Origin of the sequence: Phenylobacterium sp. LH3H17 (genome assembly GCF_024298925.1) — a bacterium.
In the GTDB taxonomy this organism is placed as follows: domain Bacteria; phylum Pseudomonadota; class Alphaproteobacteria; order Caulobacterales; family Caulobacteraceae; genus Phenylobacterium.
On the sequence record NZ_CP101283.1, the window covers coordinates 310439 to 323652 of the forward strand.

General features: G+C 68.6%; 11 protein-coding genes and 1 tRNA gene. 8 read left to right on the forward strand and 4 right to left on the reverse strand.

The window, feature by feature from the left end; genetic code table 11:
* Positions 1-16: 16 nt before the first annotated feature.
* Positions 17-4552, reverse strand: coding sequence for a glutamate synthase large subunit (gene gltB, locus M9M90_RS01540; protein ID WP_254835407.1), 4536 nt, complete (start codon positions 4550-4552; stop codon positions 17-19).
* A 5-nt stretch (positions 4553-4557) separates the two neighbouring features.
* Positions 4558-6006, reverse strand: a complete 1449-nt coding sequence (locus tag M9M90_RS01545) for an NAD(P)-dependent oxidoreductase (protein WP_254835408.1) — start codon at positions 6004-6006, stop codon at positions 4558-4560.
* 219 nt (positions 6007-6225) lie between these two features.
* Between M9M90_RS01545 and M9M90_RS01550 the strand changes: the two genes are divergently transcribed.
* Positions 6226-7032 (forward strand): undecaprenyl-diphosphate phosphatase, encoded by an 807-nt coding sequence (locus M9M90_RS01550; RefSeq protein ID WP_254835409.1) that lies wholly within the window; start codon positions 6226-6228, stop codon positions 7030-7032.
* On the opposite strand, the gene M9M90_RS01555 is transcribed toward M9M90_RS01550, so the two are convergent.
* Positions 7029-8000, reverse strand: coding sequence for a complex I NDUFA9 subunit family protein (locus M9M90_RS01555; protein ID WP_254835410.1), 972 nt, complete (start codon positions 7998-8000; stop codon positions 7029-7031). The two genes, M9M90_RS01550 and M9M90_RS01555, sit on opposite strands and share 4 nt — an antisense overlap.
* Before the next feature lie 120 nt (positions 8001-8120).
* On the opposite strand from M9M90_RS01555, the gene M9M90_RS01560 reads away from it, so the two are divergent.
* The 6 genes from M9M90_RS01560 (at position 8121) to lptB (ending at position 11321) form a co-directional block, all read left to right on the forward strand.
* Complete coding sequence (locus tag M9M90_RS01560) at positions 8121-8531, forward strand: Rid family hydrolase (RefSeq protein ID WP_254835411.1); 411 nt, start codon at positions 8121-8123, stop codon at positions 8529-8531.
* A 31-nt stretch (positions 8532-8562) separates the two neighbouring features.
* Positions 8563-8649: transfer RNA gene (locus M9M90_RS01565), tRNA-Leu, on the forward strand.
* A gap of 51 nt (positions 8650-8700) precedes the next feature.
* The gene (locus M9M90_RS01570) at positions 8701-9318 is read left to right on the forward strand and encodes a ribonuclease D (RefSeq protein ID WP_254835412.1); all 618 of its coding nucleotides are present in this window, start codon (positions 8701-8703) and stop codon (positions 9316-9318) included.
* An 8-nt stretch (positions 9319-9326) separates the two neighbouring features.
* The gene (lptC, locus tag M9M90_RS01575) at positions 9327-9944 is read left to right on the forward strand and encodes an LPS export ABC transporter periplasmic protein LptC (RefSeq protein WP_254835413.1); all 618 of its coding nucleotides are present in this window, start codon (positions 9327-9329) and stop codon (positions 9942-9944) included.
* 68 nt (positions 9945-10012) lie between these two features.
* On the forward strand, positions 10013-10564 hold the full coding sequence (locus tag M9M90_RS01580) for an LptA/OstA family protein (protein WP_254835414.1): 552 nt from the start codon (positions 10013-10015) through the stop codon (positions 10562-10564).
* A 22-nt stretch (positions 10565-10586) separates the two neighbouring features.
* On the forward strand, positions 10587-11321 hold the full coding sequence (gene lptB / locus M9M90_RS01585) for an LPS export ABC transporter ATP-binding protein (RefSeq protein ID WP_254837196.1): 735 nt from the start codon (positions 10587-10589) through the stop codon (positions 11319-11321).
* Positions 11322-11541: 220 nt separating this feature from the next.
* Here the strand turns inward: lptB and M9M90_RS01590 are convergent, their stop codons facing one another.
* Complete coding sequence (locus M9M90_RS01590; RefSeq protein WP_254837197.1) at positions 11542-12264, reverse strand: YafY family protein; 723 nt, start codon at positions 12262-12264, stop codon at positions 11542-11544.
* A gap of 105 nt (positions 12265-12369) precedes the next feature.
* Here M9M90_RS01590 and M9M90_RS01595 point away from each other — a divergent pair, with 105 nt between their 5' ends.
* Positions 12370-13113 carry a glutathione S-transferase family protein gene (locus tag M9M90_RS01595; protein WP_254835415.1) on the forward strand — a complete coding sequence of 248 codons (744 nt, stop codon included), beginning with the start codon at positions 12370-12372 and terminating at the stop codon, positions 13111-13113.
* Positions 13114-13214: the final 101 nt, after the last annotated feature.

The window sequence follows — 13214 nt, forward strand, 5'->3', positions numbered from 1 at the left end:
GAGAGGAGAAGAGCTGCTAAGCCCGGTGATGCACGGCCTCTTCCTCGGCCAGGGGCAGGTCGAGGCGGTGGACCATTTCCTTGGGGACCACCTGCCAGAACTTGCCGAGATAGCGGTCCCAGTCGCGCAGGATGCCGGCGGCGAAGGCTGACCCCGTCTCGCGGGCGTGTTCCTCCACCAGGGCCTTGAGGTCATGCTCCCAGGCGTGGGTGCCGATCCGCTGGATCACCACGCTGTCGGTATTGAGCATGGTCTCGAAACGGTCGTGCAGGTCGAGCACATAGGCCATGCCACCGGTCATCCCGGCGGCGAAGTTGAAGCCCACCGGCCCCAGGATCACCGCCCGGCCGCCGGTCATGTATTCCAGCCCATTGGCGCCGCAGCCCTCGACCACCGTGACCGCACCGGAATTGCGGACGCCGAACCGCTCGCCGGCTAGGCCCGCGGCGAACAGGCGTCCCGCCGTCGCGCCATACAGCACCGTGTTGCCGAGGATGGCGTTAGCCTCGGGCGCCGCCAGGTGCGGCGAGGGCCGGATGATGATCGTCGCGCCTGACAGACCCTTGCCCACATAGTCGTTGGCCTCGCCGGTCAGTTCGATGCGCAGGCCCTGGACGGCGAAGGCCCCCAGGCTCTGGCCGGCCGAGCCCTTGAGCTGGACGGTGAGGTGGCCGGGCGCCAACCCGTCCATGCCGAACTTGCGAACGATGTGCGACGAGGTCCGCGCCCCGATGGCGCGGGCCGTATTCCGCACCGTGTAGGTGAGCTGCATCTTCTCGCCGCGTTCCAGCAGCGGGGCGGCGTCGCGGACGATCTGCGCGTCCAGGGTGTCGGGCACCTCGGTGCGGCCCTCGACGACGCAGTAGGGCTTGTTCTGGCCGGGGTCGGCCCGGACCAGCAGAGGGTTGAGGTCCAGGTCGTCCAGGTGCTCGCCGCCGCGGCTGACCTGCTGCAACAGGTCCGTGCGGCCGACGATCTCAATGAGAGACCGGAAGCCGAGCGACGCCAGGATCTCGCGCACCTCCTCGGCGATGAAGGTGAAGAGGTTGATGACCTTTTCCGGGCTGCCGGAGAACTTGGCGCGCAGGGCCTCGTCCTGGGTGCAGACCCCCACCGGGCAGGTGTTGGAATGACACTGGCGCACCATGATGCAGCCCATGGCGATCAGGCTGGCCGTGCCGATGCCGTACTCCTCCGCGCCCAGCATGGCGGCGATCACCACGTCGCGGCCGGTGCGCATGCCGCCGTCGGCCCGCAAGCGCACGGAGTGGCGCAGGTTGTTGAGGGTCAGGACCTGGTTGGCCTCGGACAGTCCCATCTCCCACGGTCCGCCGGCATACTTGATCGAGGTCTGGGGCGAGGCGCCGGTGCCGCCGACATTGCCGGAGATCAGGATCACGTCGGCCTTGGCCTTGGCGACCCCGGCGGCGATGGCCCCGATGCCGGTCATGGCCACCAGCTTCACGCAGACCCGGGCGTCGGGATTGATCTGCTTCAGGTCGTAGATGAGCTGGGCCAGGTCCTCGATGGAATAGATGTCGTGGTGCGGCGGCGGGCTGATCAGCATCACCCCCGGCGTTGCGTGGCGCAGTCGGGCGATCAGCTCGGTGACCTTGAAGCCGGGCAGCTGGCCGCCTTCGCCGGGCTTGGCGCCCTGGCTGACCTTGATCTCGATCTCGCGGCATTGGTTCAGGTATTCGGCGGTGACGCCGAACCGGCCCGAGGCGATCTGCTTCACCGCCGAGTTGGGGTTGTCGCCATTGGGCAGGGGCTTGTAGCGCGAGCTGTCCTCGCCGCCCTCGCCGGAGACGCTCTTGGCCCCGATGCGGTTCATGGCGATGTTCAGCACCCCGTGGGCCTCGGGGCTGAGCGCGCCCATGCTCATGCCGGGCGTCAGGAAGCGCTTCCTGATCTCGTTGACGCTCTCGACCTCGTCCAGGCTGACGGGCCGCTCGCTGGAGCGCAGGTCCAGCAGGTCGCGGAGCTGGATCTGGGGCATGCGCCGCATGCCGTCCGAGAAGCGCTTGTAGGTCCCGTAGTCGCCGGTGTCGCAGGCAGCCTGCAGGGTGTGGATCATGCGGGCCTCGAAGGCGTGGCTCTCGCCGGCGCGGCGCGCCTTGTAGAAGCCACCGACCGGCAGGCTGACCGCCGCCGGGTCCCAGGCCTTGCGGTGCAGGTCCGCCGCCTTGGCCTCCAGGCCAGCCAGGCCGATGCCGGAGATGCGCGAGGGCATGCCCGGGAAGAACTCGGCCACCAGGGCGCGGGACAGGCCCACGGCCTCGAAGTTCAGACCGCCGCGATAGGAGGAGATCACCGCGATCCCCATCTTGGCGATGATCTTCAGGAGCCCGCCCTCGATGGCGTGCTTGAAGTTGAGGCAGAGCTCGCGGAGCGTCAGCTCGCCGGTCAGGCCGCGCTCCAGGCGGTCCTGGAAGCTCTCCTGGGCCAGATAGGCGTTCACCGCCGTGGCGCCGCAGCCCACCAGCACCGCGAAATAATGGGTGTCCAGGCACTCGGCCGAGCGGACGATGATCGAGACGTAGGAGCGCAGCCCCTTGGCCACCAGCCAGGTGTGCACCCCGCCGGTCGCCAGGATCATCGGCAGGGCGACGCGGTCGGGTCCGCAGGCCTCGTCGGTGAGCACGATGGTGGCGCAGCCGCGCAGGGCCGCGTCCTCCGCCTCGGCGCGAATGCGGTCGAGATTGGCCCGCAGGGCGTCGCCCGGCCGGCACTCGGCCGGCGGGATCGGCATGCTGCAGTCGATAATCGCGACGTTCTTCTCGCCGATGAAGCCGAGGATGCGCTGGTACATTCCGGTGGTGAGCACCGGGCTCTCCAGCACGAAGACGTCGGTCTGGGCCTCGTCCTGGGCCAGGATGTTGCCGAGGTTCTTGAACCGGGTCTTCAGGCTCATCACCGAAGTTTCCCGCAGGGAATCGATCGGCGGGTTGGTCACCTGGCTGAAATTCTGCCGGAAGAAGTGGCTGAGCGGCCGGTACTGGTCGGACAGCACCGCAAGCGGCGCGTCGTCACCCATGGAGCCGACGGCCTCCTTGGCGTCCTCCACCATGGGGGCGAGGATCAGCTCGAGGTCCTCAAGGCTCATGCCGGCGGCGGCCTGGCGGCGGACCAGCTCCTCGCGGCCATAGGCCCGGGGCTCGGGCCCGGCGCCGATCCTGGCCTCCAGGTCGACCATGTTGCCCAGCCACTGGTCGTAGGGGTGGCGGTCGGCCAGGTGGTCGATGATCTCGTCCTCGGCGTAGAGCCGTCCCTCGGCCAGGTCGACGGCGATCATCCGGCCCGGCGCGATGTGGGTCTTCCTGACGATGCGGGCCTCGTCGACCCGGCACATGCCGGCTTCCGAGCCCATGATCAGCAGGCCGTCGTCGGTATAGGCCACCCGCAGGGGCCGAAGCCCGTTGCGGTCCTTGCCGGCCACCACCCAACGCCCGTCGCTCGCGCAGATGGCGGCCGGCCCGTCCCAGGGCTCCATCACGGCGTTGCAATAGGCGTAGAGCGCCTTGTGGGCCGGGCTGATCTGCTCGTCGGAGCGGGCGTTCCACGCCTCGGGGATCAGCAGGGCCTTGGCCATGGGCGCGTCGCGCCCGGCCCGCACCAGCACCTCGAAGGTGTTGTCCAGGGCCGCTGAGTCCGATCCGCCTGGCTGGATCACCGGCTTCACGTCGTCTCCCAGCTCGCCGAAGGCGTCGGCGGCCATGCGGATCTCGTGGGACTTCATCCAGTTGATGTTGCCCTTGACGGTGTTGATCTCGCCGTTGTGGGCCAGCATCCGGAACGGCTGGGCCAGCCGCCACTCGGGGAAGGTGTTGGTGGAGTAGCGCTGGTGAAAGATCGCCACCGCGGCCGAGAACCGCTCGTCCGTCAGGTCGGGATAGAACTCGTCGATGTGCTGGGCCAGGAACATGCCCTTGTAGATCAACTGCCGGGCCGAGAAGGAGCACAGGTAGAAGTCGCGGATCGCCGCGGCCGCCACGCGCTTCTCGATCCGTTTGCGGCAAAGGAAAAGGGCGCGCTCCAGTGGCTCGCCCGACAGGCCGGCGGGCGGGGAGAGCATGATCTGCTCGATCTCGGGGCGGGTGGCGTTGGCCTTCTCACCGATCACCGAGGTGTCCACCGGCACCTGGCGCCAGCCATAGATGTAGAAGCCGAAGCGTAGGGCCTCAGCCTCGACGATGGTGCGCGCGGCCTCCTGGGCGCCCAGGTCGTTGCGGGGCAGGAAGACCTGGCCCACGGCGATGGGGCCGGGGCGCACGGTGTGGCCGATGCGGGCGACCTGGTCGGCGAAGAAGTCCTGCGGAACGCTCAGCAGGATGCCGGCGCCGTCGCCGGTCTTGCCGTCGGCGTCGACCGCGCCCCGGTGCCAGACGGACTTCAGCGCCCGGATGGCCAGCTCCACCACCTCGCGGCGCGGCTGGCCGTCCAGGGCGCAGACCAGGCCCACGCCGCAGGCGTCGCGCTCGTCGGCGGGGTTGTAGGCGTGCCCCTCGATGAGCTTTTCGCGGTTGGCCAGATAGCGCTGCATCTCGCTCATGGGTGTCACTCCGCCGCGACCAGCGCCGGGGCGCCGGCCTTGGCCTGAAGGTAGGAATGGATGGCGTCGGCGGCGTCGCGGCCGTCGCGGATGGCCCAGACCACCAGGGAGGCGCCGCGCACGATGTCGCCGGCGGCGAAGACGCCCGGCAGGGCGGTCTCCATGGTCTTGAAGTCGGCCTTCACCGTGCCCCAGCGGGTGACCGCCAGGCCGGGCGCCTCGAATGCCCGCGGCAGGTCCTCGGGATCGAAGCCCAACGCCTTGATGACCAGGTCGGCGGGCAGGTCGAAAGCGCCGCCCTCGACCTCTTCCGGCGACTGGCGACCAGTGGCGTCGGGTGGCCCCAGGCGCATGCGCGCGGCGCGCAGGCCCTCGGCCCGATCGGCCTCGCCCAGCACGGCGCGGGGCGCGGCCAGCCATTCGAACACCACGCCCTCTTCCTCCGCGTGGGCGACCTCGCGGGCCGAGCCCGGCATGTTGGCCCGGTCGCGGCGATAGAGGCAGGTGACGGATCTCGCCCCCTGGCGCACGGCGGTGCGAACGCAGTCCATGGCCGTGTCGCCGCCGCCGACCACGACCACGTCGCGGCCTTCGGCGTTCAGTTCGCCGCTCTCGAAGGCGGGCACACGGTCGCCCAGGCCCGTCCGGTTCGAGGCGATCAGGTAGTCGAGGGCCGGGGTCACCCCGGCCGATCCCGCGCCGGGGACGATCAGATCGCGGGCCGCATAGACCCCGGTGGCGATCAGGATGGAGTCGTGGCGCCGGCGCAGCTCCTCCAGGGTGGCGTCGCGGCCGACCTCGAAGTTCAGCCTGAACCCGATCCCGCCCTCGGCCAGGCGGCGGGTGCGGCGCTCCACGACCTCCTTCTCCAGCTTGAAGCCGGGGATGCCGTAGATCAGCAGGCCGCCGGCCCGGTCGTGGCGGTCATAGATGGTGACATCATAACCACCCTCGCGCAGACGCTCGGCGGCGGCCAGGCCCGCGGGCCCGGCGCCGATCACGCCGACCGACTGGCCGCGCGGCGGTCCGGCGCGCAGGGGGGCGACCCAGCCTTCCTCCCAGGCCTTGTCGGTCAGGTAGCGCTCGACGGCCCCGATGGTGACGGTGCCATGGCCAGACTGTTCGATGGTGCAGGAGCCTTCGCACAGCCGGTCCTGCGGGCAGATGCGGCCGCAGATCTCGGGCATGGAATTGGTCGCCTGGGACAGAAGATAGGCCTCTTCCAGCCGTCCTTCCGCCGTCATCCGCAGCCAGTCGGGGATGTTGTTGTGGAGCGGGCAATGGGTCTGACAGAACGGGATGCCACATTGCGAGCAGCGCGAGGCCTGCTCGGCCGCCTTGGCGTCGATGAAGTCGGCATAGATCTCGTGGAAGTCGCCCGTGCGCGCGATCGCCGCGCGCTTAGCCGGCGTGGACCGCTCGACGGTGGTGAATTTCAGCATCCGTTCGGCCATGGCGGCGCCTCCCGCCCGACCTGGGCGCGGCAGGTTTCTACACAAGAACCGGTCGCTGGAAAACCAGTTGATCCAGTAATTAGACTATCTAGCAGGACGGATTGGCGATGCTAGCCTTCCATTCGGGTTGGGCGTGCAATTTAGTCCAATATTGGGATAAACGCCATATTTACCATGTTCGCCGCCTTGTCCCACCCTGTCCCAGTAAGGAGTTCTGCCGTGGCCGATTGGATCTACGCCGTCATCCTCGGCCTCGTCGAAGGCCTGACGGAGTTCATTCCGGTCTCCTCCACGGGGCATCTGCTGCTGACCAAGACCCTGCTGGGCCTCCCGGACGGCTTCTGGGACACCTTCAGCGTCATGATCCAGCTGGGCGCGATCCTGGCGGTCGTGGTGCTCTATTTCCAAAGGCTGTGGGACGTGTTCCTGCGGCTGCCCAGCGACCCCAAGGCCCGCTGGTTCGCCGCCAGCGTGGTGATCGCGGTGATCCCTTCGGTGATCGTGGGCCTGACCCTGCACGACTTCATCAAGACCGTGCTCTTCGAGAGCGCCGGCCTGATCTGCGTCATGCTGATCCTGGGCGGGATCGCCCTGATCGCCGTCGACCGCTGGGCGCCGAAGCCCAAGGAGGCGGACTCCATGGCGCTGTCCTGGAAGCGCACCCTGGGGATCGGCCTCTGCCAGTGCCTGTCGATCGTTCCGGGGGTTTCGCGTTCCGGGGCCACCATCGTCGGCGGGGTGCTGCTGGGTATCGACCGGCGCGCGGCGGCCGAGTTCTCGTTCTTCATGGCCATCCCGACCATGGTCGGCGCCTTCGCCCTGGATTTCTGGGAGAACAAGGACGTGCTGACCGGCGACAATCTCGGGATCATCGCCGTCGGCTTCGTGGTGAGCTTCATCTCCGGCCTGGTCGTGGTGCGGACCATGCTGGACTTCATCAACCGCTTCGGCCTGACGCCCTACGGCTGGTGGCGGATCGCCGTGGGCGTAATCGGGCTCGGCGTTCTGCAGTTCGCAGGAAGCTAGACCGCGACCGACTCCGTCAGGTCGGCGAACTGGCCACCCTTGCGGAAGCGGTAGAGATAGGTGGGCAGGATCGCCTCGACCGTCGTCGGCTCGATCCCGAGTTCAGCCAGACCCGGATAGGCGCCGGAGACAACGTTGTCGGACTTCAGGGATTCGACCTGGTCGGTGGTCAGCGGCGGGGCCCACGGCGTGAAGAACGCGAGGGGCGAGCACAGCGCGCCGATCATCCGCGCGATCGGAAAGGGAAGGGGCAGCAGGATGCGCTTGCGCTCGGTCTCCCTGAGGATCAGGTCCAGGACCTCGCGGAACGAGAGAACCGCCGGGCCGCCCAGCTCGTAGGTCTTGCCTTGGTGACCGGGCTCGGAGGCCGCCTTGGCCACGGCCTTGGCGACATCGCCCACGAACACCGGCTGGAACCTCGTGGCGCCGCCGCCGATCAGCGGCAGGACCGGGCTGATCACCGCCATCTCGGCGAACTTGTTGAAGAAGTCGTCGCCGGCGCCGAACACGACGGAGGGCCGGACCAGCACGGCCTCGGGGAAGGCGGCGCGCACCGCGGCCTCGCCGGCCGCCTTGGTGCGGGCGTACTTCGACGAGGAACCCTCGTCGGCGCCAAGCGCGGAGATCTGGACCAGGCGCTCGACGCCGAGCTCCTTGGCGATGGCGGCGACGTTGCGCGCGCCGTCCAGATGGATGGCGTCGAATTTCTGGCGGCCGGTCTCGTAGAGCACGCCCACCAGGTTCACGCAGGCCACGGCGCCCTGGAGCGCACGGCGCACGGAATCGGCGACGCGGATATTGGCCTGGACCACCTCGATCTGACCAACGTCGCCCATCAGGCGCATGGTGTGGGCCAGGTGCGGCTGGCGGACCGCGACACGGACGCGCAGGCCCTGACGGGCGAGCGCCCGCACCACCTGGCTTCCGACGAAGCCCGATCCGCCGAAGACGGTGACCAGATCCTGCATGGCGCCTGCCTGAAATCAGTGACTGCTAGGCCGCCCGGATAGACGATGCGCCGCGCCGCCGCAATGCGAGCGATCCGCGCGGGCGCTTCAGGGGTTATGATGCGGCGTCAGGAGGATGCCATGTCTGTCACCAGGATTGGATCCGGCGAGCCCTTTGAGGCGGTCTACGGCTATTCGCGGGCCGTCCGGGTCGAGAACCAGGTCTTCGTCGCCGGCACCACGGCGCGGGCCGCCGACCTCGAGGCCAGCGCCTATGTCCAGGCGCGCTCGGCCCTGGCGATTATCGCCTCGGCCCTGTCGGAGGTGGGCGCCCACATGGACGATGTGGTGCGCACCGTGACCTACGTGATCGACCTCGCCGACCTGGATCATGTCGCGCGCGCCCACGCCAAGGTGTTCGGCGCCGCCCTGCCGGCCGCCAGCCTTGTCCAGGTCTCGGGGCTGGCGCCGCCTGCCGCCCGGGTCGAGATCGAGGTGACCGCCGTCATCCCGTCGCAAAGGGGCGTTGACCCGGCCCAGACGGCGCCCTAAGGAACGCGCCTCGCGCGATCCGGCGGATCGGGCCCAGGTGGCGGAATTGGTAGACGCGCTGGCTTCAGGTGCCAGTGGCCGTAAGGTCGTGAAGGTTCGAGTCCTTTCCTGGGCACCATCCTCCTCTCTATAATGAGAGGACACATACTGATCCGGAGCGTGAGGCCCCTTGGCTAATTTCCTGCACGAAGGCGATCTGCCGGCGGGCGTCCTTATGGACGCCGAGGCCGTGGCGGTGGATTCCGAGACCATGGGCCTGCGGCTGGGCCGCGATCCGCTGTGCGTGGTCCAGCTCTCCGACGGCAAGGGCGACGCCCATGTGGTGCGCCTGTCGCGGCCCGACTACGACGCCCCCAATCTGAAGCGGCTGCTGACCGATCCGAAGATCGTGAAGATCTTTCACTTCGGCCGCTTCGATATCGCCATGTTCCACCTGCACCTTGGGGTGATGACCGCCCCCGTCTACTGCACCAAGATCGCGTCGAAGCTGGCGCGGACCTATACAGACCGCCATGGGCTGAAGGATGTCTCGCGGGAGCTGCTGGGCGTCGACATGTCCAAGGCGCAGCAGAGCTCCGATTGGGGGGCGGCCAAGCTTTCCGACGACCAGCTCGCCTATGCGGCCTCCGACGTGCTGCATCTGCACGCCCTGCGCGCGCGGCTGGACGCCATGCTGGTCCGCGAGGGCCGCGACCACCTGGCCCGCGCCTGCTTCGACTTCCTGCCCCACCGCGCCATGCTGGACGTGGCGGGATGGGAAGAGGTCGATATCTTCGCCCACGCATGAGGTCCTAGGTGACCGACGCCGCCATCTCCGCCTCTCCAGGACCGCGCCGGGACTTCGCCCGGTGGCGCCGGCGCTCGCGGATGATCCGGCGGTTGCGGATTCTGCTGCCGGGCGCGATCGCGCTGATCCTGCTGACCATGGGCGGTTTCGTGGTCCAGGCCACGGTGATGGGCGGGCGCGCGACGCCGGCCGGGGACGACGAACCGATCCAGCTGGTCAATCCCCGCTTCGTCGGCCGCGACGACAAGGGCCGCGCCTTCGTCCTGACAGCCAAGGTGGCGGTGCGCGACGAGGGCGACTATCAGCGCGTGGTTCTGGAGAAGCCGACCCTGATCCTCGACGAGGAGGGGCCCAATCCCACGCGGATCACCGCCAAATCCGGCGTCTACCGCGAGGACCGCCGGGTGCTGAACCTGGACGGCGGCGTCAAGATGAACGGGGCCAACGCCAATTTCGACACCGCCAGCTCGATCTTCAACACCGCCACCGGCGAGCTGGAAGGTCAGGGCCAGATATCGGGCGTCGGATCGCTTGGCGAAATCACCGCGAAGTCCTATGGCGTGTACGACAAGGGCGAGCGCTTGGTCTTCAAGGGCGGCGTGCGCGGCCAGATAAATTCGAAGTAGACTTCCACGGACTGGGTTTGGGGCGCGGGGCTTCCCACATGGGCTTCATGAGCATGAGCAAGCTTGAGATGAAACGCTGGGCCGCCGGGGCCTGCGCCCTGGGCCTCCTGGCCGCGGGGCCTGCCAGCGCGCAGCTCTCACAGGATTCCGACGCCCCCGTCGATATCACCGCCGACTCCCTCGAAGTGGTCAACACCCAGTGCCTGTCGATCTGGAGCGGTTCGGCCGAGGCCCTGCAGGACCGCACCCGGCTGCGCGCCGACGTGCTGAAGACCTACAGCAAGAAGGGGCCCGCCAAGGCCGGCGGCAAGGGCGCCACCTGCGGCGAGCTGGACCGCATGGAGGCCATCGGCAACGTCTATTACGTGACCCCCCAGCAGAAGGTGCGCGGCGACGCGGCCGACTATGACGTGCCGGGCGAGCGAATCGTCATCACCGGCGACGTGGTGGCGGTGAACGGCCAGAACGTGCTGCGCGGCGAGCGGTTGACCGTCAATGTCGCAACCGGCGACGCCCAGATGCAGTCGAATTCCAAGGGCCGCGGCGGCAAGGCGCGCCCGCGAGCGGTGATCTATCCCCAGAAGCAGCAAGCGGCGGGGCCGTCCGCCCCGCGTCGCTAGGGTGCCCGAACGCTTCGCCACCCTGCCGGAACTCGCCGGCGAGGGACTTGTGGTCGATAATATCGGCAAGTCCTTCCGCGGCCGTCCGGTGGTCAAGGGCGTCTCCCTGCGGCTGGCCCGCGGGGAGGTGGTGGGCCTGCTGGGCCCCAACGGTGCGGGCAAGACCACCTGCTTCTACATGATCACCGGCCTGATCCCGGCCGACTACGGCTCGATCTATCTGGACGGCGAGAACATCACCGGCCAGCCCATGTACCAGCGCGCCCGCATGGGCGTGGGCTACCTGCCGCAGGAAACCTCGATCTTCCGCGCCATGAGCGTCGAGGAGAATGTCATGGCGGTGGTGGAGCTGCGCGAGACCAGCGCCGCCCGCGCCAAGGCCACGGTCACCGAACTGCTGGAAGAGCTGCACATCGAGCACCTGCGCAAGTCGCCGGCCATCTCGCTGTCGGGGGGCGAGCGCCGCCGGGTGGAGATCGCCCGGGCCCTGGCCTCCGAGCCCTCCTTCATGCTGCTGGACGAGCCCTTCGCCGGCATCGACCCCCTGGCTATCGCCGACATCCGCGAGGTGATCTCTTACCTGAAGGGCCGCGGCATCGGCATCCTGATCACCGACCACAATGTCCGCGAGACCCTGGACATCATCGACCGCGCCTCGATCATCCACGCCGGCGAAGTGCTGTTCGAAGGCTCTCCCGCCGAGATCGTCGACAACCCCGAAGTCCGCCGCGTCTATCTGGGCGAACACTTCGGCTGAGCGCGGGCCAGCGCCTGGACAAATCAGGCTTGAGACGCGCCAATACCGATCCGCAGCGTCTCTACGTGCCGACCGCTTCTCGGCGCGGGGTGCCGATCTCCTCCTCTCCTCCCCCGTCTTCTCGGGGGGAGAGGGTCGGGTGAGGGGGCTTTGCCGCTGCTTTGAGTCTGCTGAGAGGCCGGATTGCGCCGCAGCGCGCCGCAGAGCCTACCCTCTCCCCTCAAGCGGGGAGAGGAGGAGCTTTCGGCGGCCGCGGCGGCGGTCGGTTGGGGATGCTGGCCCGCCACTTGGCGCGCAGGGCGGCGGGACGTTCAGGGTAGCGGTCTTCCAGGAAGGCCGCCTCCTCCACCCGGTCGGTGCGGAAGCTGCGGAAGTCCTGGCGCAGCTCGCACCAGCCGATCAGCAGGCGGACGGTCTGCATGTAGCCCACGGTGATAGGCCAGATCAGCCGCTCGGTCGGGCGCTCCTGCTCGTCGCGGTACTTGAGGTGGATCTTGCGGCCGCCGCGGATGGCCAGGCGAACCTGGGCCATGTCCACGCGGTCAGGCTCGGTCATCCAGGCGGGCGGGACCCGGCTGGTCGGCTCCAGGGCATAGGGGCGCAGGCGCTCGGGCACCGCGGCGGCGATCTTGGCGATCAGGTCCTCGGCGGCGCGGGCCAGGGCCGGGTCGCCGCGGCCGATCACCCACTGGGCGCCCAGGACCGCCGCCTCGATCTCGTCCGGCGTCAGCATCAGGGGCGGCAGGTCGAACCCCTGGTCCAGCACATAGCCCATGCCGGCCTCGCCGCGGATCGGCACCCGCTGGCCCATCAGGGTGGCGATGTCGCGATAGACCGTGCGCTTGGACGTCTCCAGCTCCTCGGCCACCTTGTCGGCGGTGATCGGCCCGCGCGATCGGCGGAGGATCTGGATGATCTGGAAGAGCCGGTCGGCGCGTCGCATGGACATCCGCTTCGTCATGACCGCAGCATGCCGCCACGCTGCTGACAACATGGTGGCAGCAGACGCGCGCTAAGCCTAGGGGGTCAAATCACGGGAGGGACCCCAATGATCACGCTCCACGGCTTCGGCGCCGGTTTCGGACTTCCGGAAATCAGCCCCTATGTCACCAAGACCGAGGTGCACCTGCAGATGGCCGGGGTCGCCTATGAGCGGGTCGAGGCCCAGCGGGAGAGCTCGCCCAAGGGCCAGCTCCCCTGGATCGAGGACGACGGCGAGATGATCGCCGACAGCCACTTCATCCGCCTGCACCTGGAGCGGAAGTACGGGGTCGACTTCGACGAGGGCCTCTGCCCGGTGCAGCGGGCCCAGGCCTGGGCCATCGAGCGGATGATCGAGAACCACTTCGCCTGGACCATGGCCCACGTGCGCTGGCTCGTGCCCGAGAACTTCGCCAAGGGCCCGGCCATGTTCTTCAAGGACCTGCCGCCGGAGATGCAGGAGGACCTGCGCAAGCAGATCCAGCACGAGATCGGCGGTAATATCCGCGCCGTCGGGGTCGGCCGCCACTCGGAGGCCGAGATCCTAGGCCTGGGCGTGCGCTCGCTCGCCGCGCTTTCGGCCCTGCTGGGCGATCAGGTTTTCATGATGGGCGAGCGCCCGACCAGCCTCGACGCCGTCGCCTTCGGCATGCTGTCGGGTCTGATGACGCCCTATTTCGACGCCCCGATCCGAGACCGGGCCATGCGGTTCGACAACCTGGTCGCCTATGTCGATCGGATGATGGCCGGCGTCTATCCCGACCATGACTGGACCCCGCTGTTCCGCGCGCCCGAGGCGGTCGCCGCGTGACAGTGGCGCGCGGACGGCGCTCCCCCGCCGTCCGCGCGGCAATCCCAATTTGAGGGAGTTAACTAATCGGTGGTGATGGGCGCCCTAGGTTTGAGCAAGAT

Coding starts and splice junctions, on each gene's coding strand:
- gltB (WP_254835407.1), bottom strand. CDS start 4,552: ATGAGCGAGATGCAGCGCTATCTGGCCAACCGCGAAAAGCTCATCGAG.
- M9M90_RS01545 (WP_254835408.1), bottom strand. CDS start 6,006: ATGGCCGAACGGATGCTGAAATTCACCACCGTCGAGCGGTCCACGCCG.
- M9M90_RS01555 (WP_254835410.1), bottom strand. CDS start 8,000: ATGCAGGATCTGGTCACCGTCTTCGGCGGATCGGGCTTCGTCGGAAGC.
- M9M90_RS01560 (WP_254835411.1), top strand. CDS start 8,121: ATGTCTGTCACCAGGATTGGATCCGGCGAGCCCTTTGAGGCGGTCTAC.
- M9M90_RS01580 (WP_254835414.1), top strand. CDS start 10,013: ATGAAACGCTGGGCCGCCGGGGCCTGCGCCCTGGGCCTCCTGGCCGCG.
- M9M90_RS01590 (WP_254837197.1), bottom strand. CDS start 12,264: ATGCGACGCGCCGACCGGCTCTTCCAGATCATCCAGATCCTCCGCCGA.
- M9M90_RS01595 (WP_254835415.1), top strand. CDS start 12,370: ATGATCACGCTCCACGGCTTCGGCGCCGGTTTCGGACTTCCGGAAATC.